14 protein-coding genes are annotated in these 14,564 nt (G+C 64.3%); 3 read left to right on the forward strand and 11 right to left on the reverse strand.

What is annotated here, in order from left to right:
• Window position 1: 1 nt before the first annotated feature.
• The 7 genes from KJQ96_RS23670 to KJQ96_RS23695 form a co-directional block, all read right to left on the reverse strand.
• The gene (locus KJQ96_RS23670; protein WP_213289001.1) at window positions 2-871 is read right to left on the reverse strand and encodes a metal ABC transporter permease; all 870 of its coding nucleotides are present in this window, start codon (window positions 869-871) and stop codon (window positions 2-4) included.
• Window positions 871-1,626: a metal ABC transporter ATP-binding protein gene (locus KJQ96_RS23675; RefSeq protein ID WP_213288920.1), complete on the reverse strand. Its 756-nt coding sequence runs from the start codon at window positions 1,624-1,626 to the stop codon at window positions 871-873. Before KJQ96_RS23675 ends, KJQ96_RS23670 begins: the two co-directional genes overlap by 1 nt.
• Window positions 1,627-1,628: 2 nt before the next feature.
• Window positions 1,629-1,808, reverse strand: coding sequence for a hypothetical protein (locus tag KJQ96_RS40340; RefSeq protein WP_249734433.1), 180 nt, complete (start codon window positions 1,806-1,808; stop codon window positions 1,629-1,631).
• 129 nt (window positions 1,809-1,937) lie between these two features.
• Window positions 1,938-2,378, reverse strand: coding sequence for a hypothetical protein (locus KJQ96_RS23680; protein WP_051379708.1), 441 nt, complete (start codon window positions 2,376-2,378; stop codon window positions 1,938-1,940).
• 59 nt (window positions 2,379-2,437) lie between these two features.
• Window positions 2,438-3,031 (reverse strand): permease, encoded by a 594-nt coding sequence (locus KJQ96_RS23685; RefSeq protein WP_213288921.1) that lies wholly within the window; start codon window positions 3,029-3,031, stop codon window positions 2,438-2,440.
• Between the two features lie 146 nt (window positions 3,032-3,177).
• On the reverse strand, window positions 3,178-3,552 hold the full coding sequence (crcB, locus tag KJQ96_RS23690) for a fluoride efflux transporter CrcB (RefSeq protein WP_213288922.1): 375 nt from the start codon (window positions 3,550-3,552) through the stop codon (window positions 3,178-3,180).
• Window positions 3,553-3,797: 245 nt separating this feature from the next.
• Window positions 3,798-4,400 carry a superoxide dismutase gene (locus KJQ96_RS23695; protein ID WP_065743750.1) on the reverse strand — a complete coding sequence of 201 codons (603 nt, stop codon included), beginning with the start codon at window positions 4,398-4,400 and terminating at the stop codon, window positions 3,798-3,800.
• Window positions 4,401-4,578: 178 nt separating this feature from the next.
• Between KJQ96_RS23695 and KJQ96_RS23700 the strand changes: the two genes are divergently transcribed.
• The 3 genes from KJQ96_RS23700 (at window position 4,579) to KJQ96_RS23710 (ending at window position 7,113) form a co-directional block, all read left to right on the forward strand.
• Window positions 4,579-5,118 (forward strand): GNAT family N-acetyltransferase, encoded by a 540-nt coding sequence (locus KJQ96_RS23700; RefSeq protein ID WP_213288923.1) that lies wholly within the window; start codon window positions 4,579-4,581, stop codon window positions 5,116-5,118.
• Window positions 5,119-5,204: 86 nt separating this feature from the next.
• The gene (locus KJQ96_RS23705) at window positions 5,205-6,590 is read left to right on the forward strand and encodes an MATE family efflux transporter (RefSeq protein ID WP_213288924.1); all 1,386 of its coding nucleotides are present in this window, start codon (window positions 5,205-5,207) and stop codon (window positions 6,588-6,590) included.
• 82 nt (window positions 6,591-6,672) lie between these two features.
• On the forward strand, window positions 6,673-7,113 hold the full coding sequence (locus tag KJQ96_RS23710; RefSeq protein ID WP_213288925.1) for a DUF2147 domain-containing protein: 441 nt from the start codon (window positions 6,673-6,675) through the stop codon (window positions 7,111-7,113).
• A gap of 196 nt (window positions 7,114-7,309) precedes the next feature.
• Here the strand turns inward: KJQ96_RS23710 and KJQ96_RS23715 are convergent, their stop codons facing one another.
• The 4 genes from KJQ96_RS23715 to KJQ96_RS23730 all read right to left on the reverse strand — a co-directional run bounded on the left by KJQ96_RS23715 (window position 7,310) and on the right by KJQ96_RS23730 (window position 14,205).
• Window positions 7,310-8,464 (reverse strand): DUF3095 domain-containing protein, encoded by a 1,155-nt coding sequence (locus tag KJQ96_RS23715; RefSeq protein ID WP_213288926.1) that lies wholly within the window; start codon window positions 8,462-8,464, stop codon window positions 7,310-7,312.
• 85 nt (window positions 8,465-8,549) lie between these two features.
• On the reverse strand, window positions 8,550-10,421 hold the full coding sequence (htpG, locus tag KJQ96_RS23720) for a molecular chaperone HtpG (RefSeq protein ID WP_213288927.1): 1,872 nt from the start codon (window positions 10,419-10,421) through the stop codon (window positions 8,550-8,552).
• A 104-nt stretch (window positions 10,422-10,525) separates the two neighbouring features.
• On the reverse strand, window positions 10,526-12,499 hold the full coding sequence (locus KJQ96_RS23725; protein WP_213288928.1) for an HlyD family type I secretion periplasmic adaptor subunit: 1,974 nt from the start codon (window positions 12,497-12,499) through the stop codon (window positions 10,526-10,528).
• A complete protein-coding gene (locus tag KJQ96_RS23730) occupies window positions 12,496-14,205 on the reverse strand; it encodes a type I secretion system permease/ATPase (RefSeq protein WP_213289002.1) in 1,710 nt (569 codons plus the stop codon). Before KJQ96_RS23730 ends, KJQ96_RS23725 begins: the two co-directional genes overlap by 4 nt.
• Window positions 14,206-14,564: the final 359 nt, after the last annotated feature.

Below are 14,564 nucleotides of genomic sequence, written 5' to 3' on the forward strand. Positions count from 1 at the left end.
ACTACGCCTCGAGATGACGGCCGGGAAACATCTGCCGGACCAGACCGCTAACAGGGCCGAACAACAGCGATGCGACATACAGCACCGCCGCGATCAGGATGACCGCGGGGCCTGAAGGAATTTTGGTCTGAAACGACAGCACCAGTCCGGCATAGCCCGAGACAATTGCGCTTGCGACCGCGATGCAGATCATGCCGGTGATGTCGCGCGACCAGAACCGGGCGATGCCGGCGGGCAGGATCATCAGTCCGACGCCGAGAAGCGTGCCGAGCGCGTGAAAGCCGTTGACCAGGTTGATGACGACCAGCGCCAGGAACGCCAGATGCGCGGGCGCGCCGGCGCGCGAGACGGTGCGCAGGAACACCGGATCGACGCATTCGATCACGAGGGGGCGGTAGATTACGGCCATCACCAAGAGTGTAATCGTGGCGTTGAAGGCGATCACCAGCAGCGTCTGGTCGTCCATCGCGAGGATGTTGCCGAACAGAACGTGCAGCAAGTCGATATTGGTGCCCTTGATGGAAACGATGGTAACGCCGAGCGCCAGCGACACCAGATAGAAGGTCGCGAGCGAAGCGTCTTCCTTCAGCTCCGTGTTGCGCGCGACGAGGCCGGCAAGCAGCGCGACCGTAAAGCCGGCGATCAATCCGCCCGTCGTCATCGCGAATAGATTCAACCCCGAGACCAGGAAACCGATCGCGGCGCCCGGCAGGATCGCATGCGCCATGGCGTCGCCGACAAGGCTCATCCGCCGCAGCATCAGGAACACGCCGATCGGCGCGGCGCCGAGCGCAAGCGCGATCACGGCGGCGAGCGCGCGCCGCATGAACTCGAATTCGATGAAGGGCGCGAACAGCGCGTCGTACAGCATCAGGCTGCCCGCGATGGCATATCGGCGGCGCAAGCTGCGGCGCTGTCGTCGAAGGCTTCGCACATCTTCATCGCGACCAGCAGGTTTTCCGGTGTCAGCACTTCGGCGGTCGGCCCCCACGCAACCGGCCCGCGCGCCAGCAGCAGGGTTTCGGGGAAGTGGCTTCGCACCATCTCCAAATCGTGCAGCGCCGCCAGCACGGTGCGCCCCTCGCCATGCCAGCGCCTGACCAGCGCGATCAGATCCGCCGACGTTTTTGCATCGATGGCGTTAAACGGTTCATCCAAAACGATGAGGCGCGAATCCTGCAGCAGCACCCGCGCAAACAGCATGCGCTGCATCTGCCCGCCGGACAGCGTGCCGATCGCGCGGTTTTCGAAACCGTTGAGCCCGACCGCGGCGAGCGCCGCCAGGATCTTCTCGCGCGCGACCTTGCCGATGCCGCCGAACGGACCCGTCGAACGCCATAAGCCGCTGCCGACGAAATCAAACACCGAGATCGGAAAGCTGCGGTCGATGTCGACGCTCTGCGGCAGATAGGCGATGTCCCTGCTATCGAGACCGCCGAGACCAATCGCGCCGGACAGCGGCTTGAGGATGCCGGCCACTCCCCGGAACAGGGTCGACTTGCCGGCGCCGTTCGGCCCGATCACCGCCATCAGCGCGCCCGGCGCGACCTCGCCGTTGAGGTGATGCACCGCCGGGTGGCGATCGTAGCCGAGCGTGACGTTTCGAAACTTTATCTGCGCGGTCATGCTCACCTCATCGCCACCAGGACAACGGCCCACAGAGCGACGCTGACGGCGAGCGCTGCGGCAAGGCGGGCTGACACGGTCATCCGCAGGATCGACCAGGGCGCGGCCTGCGCGGGATGCGGCGTCGCCGGACCGTGGCTGTGGGCGTGAGCGTGATGCGCGTGGTCGTGGGAGTGAGGCATAGGTTGACGTTATAATATAACATTACGGGAGTCCACGAGGTGGCCTGACCAAGGACCGATATTCTCCAATGCCCCTACCCGTCATATCCCGCGAGATGGGCATCCAGAGCCCAATCCTGGTTCAAGGCCTCACGGCTTGCCGATCACCATCGCGATCGCGGCCGCCAGAAACGGAAACGGCACTGAGACTGCGGCGCGAAACCAGACGAAGCGGGCCGGCATGAAGGGAATTTCCCAGAGGATCATGCGCTGGAAGGCGAACAGCGCCCAGGCGACGACATAGGCGATCACCTGCGGCGTGCCGCCGCCGACTTTCAGCGCCACCGCGCCGATCGAAAAGCCGACCACGGGGCCTCCGGGCGTCGCCGCCCCCGCAATCACCGCGGTCAGCACGCCGAACCAGCCGCTGTCGGGGCCGAGCCATCCGGTGATGACTTCCGGCGGGATGACAGCGGCGATGTAGCCCGAGCCGATCACGCCGAGTGCAATGCGCGGCACGATGTTGATGAAGTCCATCGAGCCTTCGCGCACCGACGACACCAGCACGACGCGGCCGCGCCGCCAGGCCATGAACCCGAGAATGGCGACCGAGCCCCACAGCGTGATATCGATGATCAGCGCAGACGCCGTCACGACGGCTCGCCCTTCGGGTACATCCGCACGAAGACGCCACGGCCGAGCCAGCCTGCCAGCACCGGGATCGGCAGCGAGATCACGATCCGCCACAGCGTGAAGTCGGTGCCGAGAATCGGCAGCTCCCAGGCAACCGCGCGGCCGTAACCGATCAGCGTCCAGCTCACGACCATGGCGATGGTGGCGCCGAAATCGGCGCCGACTGTCAGGAGCGCCGCCGCCACCGGATAGGCGGTGAACGGGCCGCCCGGCAGGATCGCGCCGAATGCCGTTCCGATCAACAGTCCTTTCAGGCCCGATTCGGGCCCGAGCGATCGCGAGACTTTGTCGTGCGGCAGAATTTCCGCGATGAATCCGCCGAGCAGGCAGCCGGCCAGCACGCGCGGGATGATTTCGCCGAACAGCCAGAGGTCATGCGCGAGAATATTGAGCACGCCGTCGATGCCGTCGCGCCGCCACACCAGCGCAACGCAGATCGCGACGAGCACGCCGATCACGATCATCGACCAGCCGACCGGCTTGCGGGCACGCCGTGGTTTTGGCTCGGCCTCGTCGGCTGGCGCCGGGTCTGTTGGCGGAGGTTCTGACAAGGCCGTGGGGTTTGGCGGGTGAAGCTAGTCCATCCTGCTTAGTCCCGCGCGTGGGGCGAAGCAAACGGAAGCTCGCGCGATACCCATGCGCTTCTCAGGGACGCCCATGCGAGGACATCGCGCGGCCCGTTCGTATGGCGGTTGGCTCAGGTGAACTGCCGCACCAGTGCCAGACCGCCGAACAGCCCGGCAATCGAAAGCATGACGGAGCCAATCACGTAAAGCGCCGCGAGCCCAAGCTCGCCGCGCTCGTAGAGCAGCGCCGCATCGAGCGAATAGGCCGAGAACGTGGTGTAGCCGCCGAGGACGCCGGTCATCAAAAACAGCCGCCAGGGCTGCGAGACCTCGCCCTTGAAGGCGAGATAACCCGCGATCAGTCCCATCGCGGTCGAGCCTGATATGTTGATGATGAAGGTGCCCCAGGGAAAGCTGGTGCCGAGCCAGCGGGCGCAGGTGAGATTGATGAGATGACGCAGCGTCGCGCCAAGGCCGCCGCCGAAAAAGACCAACAGATAGCTCATCGCAGCAATTTTCCACGTCAGCGAAGTCACCGGCATGCCGCTAGTGCCGGAGGCAAGCGCTCTGCGCAAGGATTGCAGCGGCTCAAATGAAAGGCGGCAGTGGGATGCTGCCGCCTCACGTATGTCATTCCGGACCGCGAAGCGAACTATGATATGCACTTCCACATCTGAGAATCTCGAGATTCTCAGATGCGCAATTGCGCACCATAGTTCGATGCTTTCGCATCGCCCCGGAATGACTGTGTTTACGCTCCGGCCTTGCCGAACAGCTCGTCAACGTAGTCCCAGTTGATCAGGTTATCGCAGAACGCCTTGAGATAGTCGGGACGGCGGTTGCGATAGTCGATGTAGTAGGAGTGCTCCCAGACGTCGCAGCCGAGAATCGGCGTCGCGCCGTAGACCAGCGGGCTCTCGCCATTCGCGGTCTTGGAGATTTCGAGCTTGCCGTTCTTGACCGACAGCCAGCACCAGCCGGAGCCGAACTGGCCGACGCCGGCGGCGGCGAAATCGGCCTTGAACTTCTCGAGGCCGCCGAGGTCTTCGGTGATCTTCTTTTCCAGACGACCGGGCAGCTTGCTGCCGCCGCCATTCGGTTTCATCCAGTTCCAGAAATGGAGGTGGTTGTAATGCTGGCCGGCATTGTTGAACACGGCCGGATTCTTGCCGAACGAACCTTTGACGATCTCCTCCAGGGACTTGCCTTCGAATTCAGTCCCCTTGATCGCGTTGTTTCCGTTGGTCACGTAAGCCTGGTGATGCTTGTCGTGGTGGTATTCCAGCGTTTCCTTGGACATGTGGGGCGCAAGGGCGTCGTGGGAATAGGGAAGATTGGGCAGCGTGAAGGTCATGGGGTGATGTCCGAACTGATGGGAGACGTGGTGGTCTAACGGGAACTCTTATAGAAGGTTCCATTGCGCATAAACATCGCAATTTGGCAAGAACGGGAAGCTTCCGGCAACGCCGCGTCCCGCGTCCAGGGTATGACAGGCATGGCAGTCGCAAGCATCGGCGCGGTATGGTGATGAAATGAGCATCGAGATCGATGTCCTGAACGGGGACTCCTCATGGCCGCGCGCCGAACCGCTGATGCAGGCGGTATGGCCGCGCCATGTCGTCGAAAAATTGTCCTGGGGTCACGTCAAATGGGCCAATGCCGATCTGCGCGTGCTGATTGACGCACCCGAGGACGCGGAGAGGCCGGGGCTGGCCTGCCATGTCGGCATCTATTTCCGCACCGCGACCTGGGACGGTCGCAAGGTCCAGATCGGCGGCATCGGCGGCGTCTCGACGCGGGAGGATTGCCGGGGGCGCGGCTATGCCACGCTGGCGCTCAACGCAGCGATCAGGACCCTGCGCGACCACGAAGCGGTGCGGTTTGCGATGCTGTTCTGCGAGCCGCACAATGAAACGTTCTATCAGGCGCGGGGCTGGCATGCGTTCAACGGCGAGGTCTATGCCGAGCAGCCGGAGGGAAGAATTCGCTTCGAGGCCATGGCACCATACGTGTTCGATTTCACCCGCAAGCCGCGCGATGGAATAATCGACCTATGCGGCCTGCCGTGGTGACCCCTGCACCAGCGCGGGTGGCTTGCGCCGGTCAAGGCCAATAATATGTCATCCATAATCTATTCGATTTGGATCAGCGGTGACGCATGACCATTGACGCCCCGCTCGACATGCGTCCCGCTGCCGCCGTTCCGCCCGCGCCGGCCAACGGCCTGCTCACCTCGCCGATCCTGCCGACGTTGCTGACACTTGCGCTACCCAACGCGATCGCCATGGTCGGCACGACGCTGGTTGCGGTCGCCGAGACCTTGTATATCGGTCGGCTCGGCACCGAGCCGCTCGCCGGGATCGCGCTGGTATTTCCTTTTGTCATGCTGACGCAGATGATGTCGGCGGGCGCGATGGGCGGCGGCGTTTCCTCCGCCATCAGCCGCGCGCTCGGCGCCGGCGACCGCGACCGTGCGGCGACATTGGCCCTGCATGCGGCGATGATCGGCGCCTGTGCCGGGCTCTTTTTCACGGCGATGATGCTGGCCTTCGGCCACGCGTTTTACGCGCTGCTCGGCGGGCGCGGCGGCGTGCTCGAACAGGCCATGCAATATTCGAACGTGCTGTTCTCCGGCGCGATCGCGATCTGGCTGGTCAACACGCTGGCTTCCGTAGTGCGCGGCACCGGCGATATGCGGATTCCATCGATAACGCTGATCGGCATCGCGCTGGTGCAGATCGCCGTTGGCGGCGCGCTGGGCCTTGGGCTGTTCGGACTGCCAGGACTCGGCATGCGTGGCGTTGCCGCAGGCCAGCTCGCCGCTTTTGCGCTGGGGGCTATCTTCCTCGTCTGGCACCTCGTCAGCGGCCGCAGCCGGCTGACGCTGAACTTCAACGGCTTCAAATTCCAGCGCGACATGTTCTTCGACATTCTCAAGGTCGGCGCGGTGTCCTGCCTGTCGCCGCTGCAAACCGTGCTGACGGTGTTGATCTTCACCAAAATCCTGGCCGGCTATGGCACCGAGACGCTGGCCGGCTATGGCATGGGCTCGCGGCTGGAATTTCTGCTGACGCCGATCGCCTTCGCATTCGGCGTCGCCTCGGTGCCGATGGTCGGCATGGCCATTGGCGCGGGCCTCGTGACGCGCGCCCGGCAAGTGGCGTGGACCGCGGGCGCTGCGGCCGGCATTACCGTCGGCGCCATCGGACTGATTGTCGCGGCAAAACCGTCGCTCTGGGTTTCGATGTTCACCGGCGACCCCGGCGTCACCGCCGCCGCCAACGTGTATTTCACCTGGGCAGGTCCGGCATTCGCGTTTTTCGGGATCGGCGTCAGTCTCTATTTCTCTTCGCAAGGTGCTGCGAAGGTCGGCGGTCCCGTGATGGCCGGCACCGCAAGGTTGCTGATCGTCGGGGGCGGCGGCTGGTGGCTGGCCTCCATGGGCGCGCCGGCATCGGCCTTGTTCGCACTGGTCGGCGCCGCGATGGTCGTTTACGGCCTCGGCACGGCGCTGTCGATCCGACTGACCCCCTGGGGCAAATGATAACGGCAAGTTGCCTTCAATCCGACGTTGCACAAAGCTGATTTGTTGCTATGCAGGCCTGCTTTTTCGTAAGGAATGATTCATGGCTTGCAGAACGGCTTTCATCATCGCGATCTCGGCGGCATTGCTGGCCGCGCCATCCGCCTTCGCGCAAGGCGCTGAGCCGACCGGCGTCTGGCTGACCCAGGCGGGCGATGCCAGGGTGAAAATCAGCAAATGCGGCGGTGGAATTTGCGGCGTGATCGTCGGGCTGAAGGAGCCGATCGATCAGGCCACCGGCAAGCCTCAGGTCGATGACAAAAATCCGAACCCGGCCCTGAAGCAGCGGCCGATGATCGGCCTTCCCCTGTTCAGCGGCATGAGCCCCAGCGGTCCCAACAAATGGTCGGGCCAGATCTACAATGCCGATGACGGCGGCACCTACGCCAGCAGCGTCTCGGTAACAGGCGCAGACACGCTAAAGATCGAAGGCTGCGTCGGCGCGCTCTGCGGCGGCGAGAACTGGACGCGCGTGGGGCGGTAAGCCGGATTCATCGATCTACTGCCGATGCGGCGCGAGCCCCCACCCTAGCCCTCCCCCGCAAGTGCGGGAGAGGGAATGCACCTTCTCTGCGTCGAACGCTCTCTCCAAGCAACTGCTAGGACTCTCTCCCGCTTGCGGGGGAGGGTTGGGGTGGGGGTGCTTCCGCATATTCGATCGCAGATGGCGCGCGATTCCCCTACGCCGCCATCGCCTTCAACGCTGACGCCGCCGACGCGTAGCCGCCGCGGGCGCCGTCGATGAAGTGGACGTGATCGCTGCGCATCACCGAGGGCGCGAAGCAGGTCATCATCGCAGCGTCCTGCCGGTGCAGGCCGTAGCGCACGATCTTGCTGGAAGCCGCCTTTGCCAGAATCTCCGTCAGCGCCCCCTCAAGCTCGACCGTGCAATCGAGGATCATCCGCAGGCCGTCGTCATATTTGCGGAAGTCGGAATTCTCCACCACCTGCTGCACATAGTTCTTCGGCACGAAATTGCCGATCTTGATGCCGAACCGCATCACCACATAGGCCCAGAGCGTGACGGCGAGCACGACGGTGCGTCGCTTCAACAGCGGCCCGCCGCGCGCGGCGCGCGCCTCATATTCGACACCGGCCGGCGGCCAGCGCAGCGGTGGCCCATCCGGCGGCACCGGCCGGCCCGCATCCGGGCTCTGCTCGACCAGCTTGATGACGTCCTCGATCACCTTGCGGAAGCGTTGCGGATCGGCGCCTTTGGCCGGCACCACCAGCACCGACAGAATGAGCCCGCGGCTCGAAGGAATTTCCTCGAACCGGCACGACAGCCCGGACAGATCTGGCTGCGTTCCCGGCTTCGCCGGCGCGACGGCGAATTCGCCCCGCTTCATCGCGGCATCCGCCCATCCCAGCCCGCCGCCGGAAAACATCGCATAGGACAGATTGGACGACGGCCCGAAGCGGGCGACTTTGATATCGAGGCCCTGCGCGCGAATGTCCCTCACCGGCACCAACGCCACCCGCATCATCAGATCGAGATCGGCCCGGACCCAGGCCGCGGTCGCCGCCAACGCCTCGCGCGCGCGCGAAAGATCGGCCGGCGACACCGCAAAGCTTGCACCGTCGCCGCCGAACACGAACGGAAACTCGCGACCATCAAGCGCATTGGTCACAGCCGCGATCACGGCGGCGCCAGCCATGTTGACTGCCTTGTAGCGCTGATTGGCGATCGCCTTGGTCGACTCGACGATGTCGGCGACACCGACGGTCCAGTCGTCCGGCAACGGCGTATACAGCGCCGGGTCCATCAGGCTGCCGAAGCCGCGAAAGACCGGGATCGCGCCATAGAAAATGTCGGTACCGTCAGACGTCGTCATGGCAATCTGCGCTACCCCGCGTTCGCACCCTTCCTAGCAGATACGGCCAGTCCTGGAATTCGGTTCAAACAGGCGACCGAATGTCCTATCCCTTTGCGATCCCCCGCAGCACCAACTGGTTCAGCCGGTTGGCAAACGCCGCCGGATCTTCCGGCAATTCGCCGTCAAGGATCTGCGCCTGCTCCAACAGCAGGAACGACAGGTCCCTGGCCGCATCCTTGTCGCCGGCAATCGCCGCGACCAAGGGATGGCGCATGTTGATCTCGAGGATCGGCTTGGTGGTCGGCCCCTTGTTCTGCATTGCGAGCAGCCGCTCGAGCATGCGGTCCTGTGCGCCGCCGCCGGCGACGAGGCACGACGCGCTTGAGGTCAACCGCTGCGAGGCGCGCACGTCAGAGACGCGCTCGCCGAGCGCATCCTTGATCAGCGCGATCGTCGTGGCTTCATCGGCGCCGCCTTCGTCCTTCTTGTCCTCGGCCTTTTCATCCAACAGCGGGATCAGTCCGAAATCGATATCCCCCTGGCTTAAGGATTTTAGCGGCTTGCCGCCGAAATCGAGCGACGCGGAGGTCCAGAACGCGTCGACCGGATCGATCAGCAGCAGCACCTCGATGCCGCGGGCGGTTGCGGATTCGAGCTTCGGATTCGACTTCAGCCGTTCGACGCTCTCGCCGGTGAGATAATAGATGTCGGTCTGGTTCGGCTTGAGGTCCTCGACATATTGCTTCAGCGAACGCTCCTCGCCCTTTGTCGTGGTGAAGCGCGACAATGCGAGCAGCTTCTCGCGGCGCTCAAAGTCCTCCCAGATGCCTTCCTTGATCACAGGGCCGAACGCATCCCAGATTTTTGCGAACGCTTCCGGCTCCTTTTCGCCGAGGCTTTCCAGCTCCGATATCACGCGGCCGGTAACGGCCTTTCGGATCTGCGCGAGCTGCGGATTGTTCTGCAGCATCTCGCGCGAGATGTTGAGCGGCAGGTCTTCGCTGTCGATCACGCCGCGGATGAAGCGCAGATAGGCCGGCAAGAGATCGGCGTCGTCGGCGATGAAGACGCGGCGGACATAGAGCTTGACCTTGCCCTTGCGTGCCTGGTCGAACAAGTCGAACGGCTTTGTCGACGGCGCAAACAGCAGCACCGCGTAAGACTGCCGGCCTTCGGCGCGATAATGCAGCGTCATCGCCGGTTCGTCGAATGCGCCGGCAACCTGCTGATAGGCCTGCTTGTAGTCTTCCGGCTTGAGCTCCGATTTCGGCCGCTGCCATAGCGCGCTGGCCGAATTGATCTGGCGCGGCTCGCCCTCCTCCGGCACCAGTTCGATCGGAAACTGGATGTTGTCGGACCAGGCGCGGACGACACGTTCGATCTCGTAGGTCTCGAGATATTTTGATGCCTCTTTCTTCAGGTGCAGCACGATCTCGGTGCCGCGGGTGACGCGCATGGCGTCTTCGTCGCTGGCTTGCGCGATTTCAAATCCGCTGCCGCCGGAGGACGACCAGACGAAGACCTGATCGGAACCGGCGCGGCGGCTGGTGACGACGATGCGCTCGGCGACCATGAACGCGGCATAGAAGCCGACACCGAACTGGCCGATCAGGTTGGCGCCGTCTTTGGCCTCGGTGAGGCGCGAAAGAAACGACTTTGTGCCGGAGCGCGCGATGGTGCCGAGATTGTCGATCAGCTCCTGCCGGTCCATGCCGATGCCGCTGTCGACGACGCTAAGCGTATTGGCCTTCTTGTTCGGCGCGATACGGATCTTGGGCGGCGCGCCGTCGGCGATCAGCTCAGGCGCTGATATCGCCTCATATCGCAGCTTATCGCAGGCGTCGGATGCATTCGAGATCAGCTCGCGCAGGAAGATTTCGGTCTCCGAATAGACCGAGTGCACCATCAGGTTCAGAAGCTCGGCGACCTCGGCCTGGAACGGCTGGGATTCGGGGGCAGTGGTGGTGGTCGTCATACGGGGCTCGCAATGCAAACAGAGCAGGACGGGAAGCCCTGATATAACAATGCCATCTGGGGTGGCAAGATTTGCGACGACGCGCCAACAGCCTGTTTGCCCCCTTACCGCTCGACGAAAGCGCGCTGGAACTGATCCAGGATCGGCTTGAAAAGGTAGCTGAGCATGGTCCGGCTGCCGGTCTGCATGAATACTTCCGCTGGCATGCCCGAGACGAGCTGCAGCCCGGCGAGCAGCCGGCGCTCCTCTTCCGGCAGCATGATCCGGACCGTGAAATAGGACGTGCCGGTCTGCTGGTCGCGAGTGGTGTCGGGCGAGACATACGACACCTGACCGATCAGTTGCGGCGTAACCCGCTGGTTGAAGGCGGAGAAGCGCACGAAAGCCTGCTGGCCTTTCCGCACCTGATCGATATCGTTCGGCTGCAACCGAGCCTCGATCTGCAGATCGTCCGAATCAGGCACCACCTCCATGATGGTGTCGCCGGGGCGAATGACGCCGCCGATGGTGTGCGCGTTGAGCTGATGGATCACGCCCGACGTCGGCGCGCGCATCTCGATGCGCTCGAGCACGTCGCGCGCGGCGACGGCGCGCTCGCTGAGTTCGGCTTCCTTGCCTTGCGCCTCGCCGAGCTCCTTGACGACTTCCGTCCGTACGTCCTGGTCGAGCCTGACCATCTGAAGCTTCGCCTCGTCAACCTTGGTTTTGGTCTCGGCGATCGTGGAGAGCAACTGGCCGCGTTCGCCTTCGATTCTGGCACTCTCGCGCTGCAGGGCCGTGAGTCGCGCGATCGGCACGAGACGCTTGTCGAACAGCTCCTGCACTCCCGTGAGCTCACCGGTGATCAGCTCCAGTTGCTTGGCCTTGGACGCGACCTGCGCTTCGAGGCCGATGATCTCTTCGCCAAGCTGCGACACCTTGCTCTGCAACAGCTCCCTTTGGCTCTCGCGTGCGGTCACCCGAGCCCTGAACAGCGAGGCTTCGGAGGCCAGCACTGTTTTGACGTTGCCGTCGTCCAGCCGGGTCGATAGTTCGGGCGGTATGGCCGGTTTGGGCAGACCGTCGCGCTCGGCGACCAGCCGCGAGATTTTCGCCCGCACCTCATCGAGCTGCTTGCTCACGACCTGAAGGCTGGCCTGCGCCTGTGTCGAGTCCAGCCGCAGCAAGAGATCGCCGGCGTTGACCCGCATGCCATTATTGACCGCGATCTGCGCGACCACACCGCCGGTCGGATGCTGGATGGTCTTGACGTTGGACTGCACCACCAGATTACCCGGCACCACGACGGCGCCCGACAAGGGCGCGAACGCCATCCACCCGCCTGCCAGTCCGCCGACGACGAGCAGCACCCGCAGCCCGGTGCGCAACTCGTTCTCGTAGGCGCGCGCCGCCCGCAGCACAATGCTCTCGCCGGGCGCGGCCGCCACATCCGCCGATGCATCGCGATTGGCAAGGAATGCAACGCCTGCGGTCACGCCGTTGCGGACCACCCGCGTCACCGAACGCTCGCGCGGCACGGCGCCCGCAGGGGCCGGCGGCGCCAATTGGGGAGCCTCGATGCGAGGCGGCTCCCGCCGCTCGTCGATCTGCAAAAGCTCCGGTCTCGACCTCGGCATGTTCATGAGCGACGGATCGTCCGGCGCGATGATCGGACCGCGCGCCTGCCGTTCATTCGGACCCGAATTGACCGCCCGGCCGCGGGGGCTGGCCGTCCGCGGCGGCGGCGTAAACTGCGGCTCACGCGCCGCGCGTCCACTGCGCACCGGCGGCGGCTCGGCATCGCGGCTGTCAGACTGCGATCCAAAAGGGCCGAGCCAAGCATCGAGCACGCGACTCATCTTGCCCTTTTTCAGCCGCTTCGGCCGGGCCGGACGCCGCGCGCCCTGACGCGGTTCGTCATTCGCCGGACGACGAAGCGGCGGCCGCTGCTGCTGATTGTCTTGTTCGAATGCCTGCCGCAATCGCTGCAGTTCGAGAATCAACGCCTGGCCTTGCGGCGCAGCGGCCTCGGCATCCGTTCCTTCGAACCGGCTCCGCACCACTCTTTCGTCGGCATGGACGTGATCAAAATTCTTCATGACGAAACACTCTCGGCAAGTGATGCGCGCTGCTCTGCCTTGGCCTGTGGCGCGGGCTGCGACGGCGCGCCCTTGCCGTTGGCGTTGCGGACGCGCGCGAACACCTCTTCGCTCGGGCCGAACGCGATCGCCTTGCCTTCGTAGAGCACCATCGTCATATCAAGCGCGGAAAGCGCGCTTGGGCGGTGCGATATGACGACGACGATGGATTTGTTCTGGCGCATGATGGCGATGGCGCGGGTCAAGGCGTTCTCACCGTCGGCATCCAGATTGGCGTTGGGCTCGTCGAGAACGATCAGAAACGGATCGCCGAATACCGCCCGCGCCAGGCCAACGCGCTGCTTCTGTCCAGCCGACAGCGAGATGCCGCCCGCCCCTATTCGCGTCGCATAACCCTCCGGCAGGCGCAGGATTATGTCATGGACGCCGGCGATCTGGGCGGCCTTGAGGATGGCGTCGGAAGTTGCGTGTTCGTCGAAACGGCAGATGTTCTCCGCTACCGTGCCGTCAAACAAGCCGACGTCCTGCGGCAGATAGCCGACGTGTCGGCCGAGATCCTCGTTACGCCATTGATCGAGGGAGGCGCCGTCAAGCCGCACCGCGCCGCGATGCGCCGGCCAGATTCCAACCAACGCCTTGGAAAGCGAGGTCTTGCCCGACGCGCTGGCGCCGAGCAGCGCCAGCCCCGCGCCGGCCTTGAGCGAAAACGTAACGCCAGACACGATCGGCATGTCGAAACCGGGCGCTGCCACCGCGAGATTTTGCACGGACAATTCGCGGCAGGGACGCGGCAGCATGACCGGCGGTGCCGGAGGCGGTGCGGTCGCCTTGCATATGTCGCGCAGACGGGCGAGGCCCTGGCGGGCGGCGGCCAGTTGCTTCCAGGTGCCGAGCGCGATTTCAACCGGTGCGAGCGCGCGCCCCATCAGGATTGACGACGCGATCATAACGCCACCCGACGCCTTGTCGACCACGACGAGATAGGCGCCGATACCGAGCATTCCCGATTGCAGAATGTAGCGCAGCACCTTCGCGGCCGAGCCGAGATTGGCATAGACGTCGGTGGCGCGGATGTTTTCCTGCAGGTAGCGCTCGTTGGCCTGCGACCAGCGCGCCGTCAACCGGTCCGTCATGCCGAGCGCGCGGACGATTTCCGCGTTGCGCTGCGTCGCATCCGCCAGCACCTGGCGCTGCGCGTTCATATCCATCGCCGCCTTGGCCGAATTGCGCGAGATCCGCTCGGTCAGCAAGGTCATCGCAATGATCGCCGCAGTACCCAGCAGCGCCGTGAAGCCGATCGCGGGGTGAAACAAAAACAGTCCGATCAGAAAGACCGGAATCCATGGCATGTCCAGGAATGCCGTCGGCCCCATGCCCGACATGAAGGTGCGCACCTGGTCGAGATCGCGCAGCGGCTGCTGCATCAGCACCGGCTTGACGCCGCGCAGCGGCAGGGTGGCGAGCGCCGAATGGATCGAGCCTTGCAGGCCGGCATCGAACAGCGTTGCGACCCGGCACAGCATCCGCGATCGCATCGCGTCGAAATATCCCTGCACCAGATAGGCGAACAGCACCATCAGGGACAGGCCGAACAGGGTCGCGAGGTTACGGCTCGGAATCACCCGATCGTACACCTGCAACATATAGAGTGGGCCCGACAGCATCAGGATGTTGATGACGCCGCTGAATACGGCGACGCCGATCATGCGGCGCGCACTGGCGCGCAGCGCGTTGGTGACGGGATCCTCGCCGGCCAGCGTCGAACGCAGGCCCGAGACCGCGCGGGGCACTGCCCGCGCTCGGTCCTGCGTCTGCCCCTGAGCGATACTCATTGAACTGCCCTACGACCCACTCGTTCGGGTCTCCCTGCAGGTCTCCTTGACGCGCGATGCGGACCATTTTTCGGCAACAATGCGACGAATGCCGATTGTTCAAGTTCGCTCGTGGGTAGAACGGTGGCAAACGCTCGGTGGTTGCCGAAACGGCGTGCACACCTTCGGCGAAGATGCCGGCACCGAAGACCCGGCGCGTCAGACAAGGGCTGCGATGTCCTTCTCGCGTGCGC

The organism is Bradyrhizobium sp. sGM-13 (assembly GCF_018398875.1).
In the GTDB taxonomy this organism is placed as follows: domain Bacteria; phylum Pseudomonadota; class Alphaproteobacteria; order Rhizobiales; family Xanthobacteraceae; genus Bradyrhizobium.

Excerpts from the sequence above, each read along its gene's own strand:
- KJQ96_RS23670 (WP_213289001.1), bottom strand. The coding sequence starts at position 871 with ATGCTGTACGACGCGCTGTTCGCGCCCTTCATCGAATTCGAGTTCATG.
- KJQ96_RS23675 (WP_213288920.1), bottom strand. The coding sequence starts at position 1,626 with ATGACCGCGCAGATAAAGTTTCGAAACGTCACGCTCGGCTACGATCGC.
- KJQ96_RS40340 (WP_249734433.1), bottom strand. The coding sequence starts at position 1,808 with ATGCCTCACTCCCACGACCACGCGCATCACGCTCACGCCCACAGCCAC.
- KJQ96_RS23680 (WP_051379708.1), bottom strand. The coding sequence starts at position 2,378 with ATGGCCTGGCGGCGCGGCCGCGTCGTGCTGGTGTCGTCGGTGCGCGAA.
- crcB (WP_213288922.1), bottom strand. The coding sequence starts at position 3,552 with ATGAGCTATCTGTTGGTCTTTTTCGGCGGCGGCCTTGGCGCGACGCTG.
- KJQ96_RS23695 (WP_065743750.1), bottom strand. The coding sequence starts at position 4,400 with ATGACCTTCACGCTGCCCAATCTTCCCTATTCCCACGACGCCCTTGCG.
- KJQ96_RS23700 (WP_213288923.1), top strand. The coding sequence starts at position 4,579 with ATGAGCATCGAGATCGATGTCCTGAACGGGGACTCCTCATGGCCGCGC.
- KJQ96_RS23705 (WP_213288924.1), top strand. The coding sequence starts at position 5,205 with ATGACCATTGACGCCCCGCTCGACATGCGTCCCGCTGCCGCCGTTCCG.
- KJQ96_RS23710 (WP_213288925.1), top strand. The coding sequence starts at position 6,673 with ATGGCTTGCAGAACGGCTTTCATCATCGCGATCTCGGCGGCATTGCTG.
- KJQ96_RS23715 (WP_213288926.1), bottom strand. The coding sequence starts at position 8,464 with ATGACGACGTCTGACGGTACCGACATTTTCTATGGCGCGATCCCGGTC.
- htpG (WP_213288927.1), bottom strand. The coding sequence starts at position 10,421 with ATGACGACCACCACCACTGCCCCCGAATCCCAGCCGTTCCAGGCCGAG.
- KJQ96_RS23725 (WP_213288928.1), bottom strand. The coding sequence starts at position 12,499 with ATGAAGAATTTTGATCACGTCCATGCCGACGAAAGAGTGGTGCGGAGC.
- KJQ96_RS23730 (WP_213289002.1), bottom strand. The coding sequence starts at position 14,205 with ATGATCGGCGTCGCCGTATTCAGCGGCGTCATCAACATCCTGATGCTG.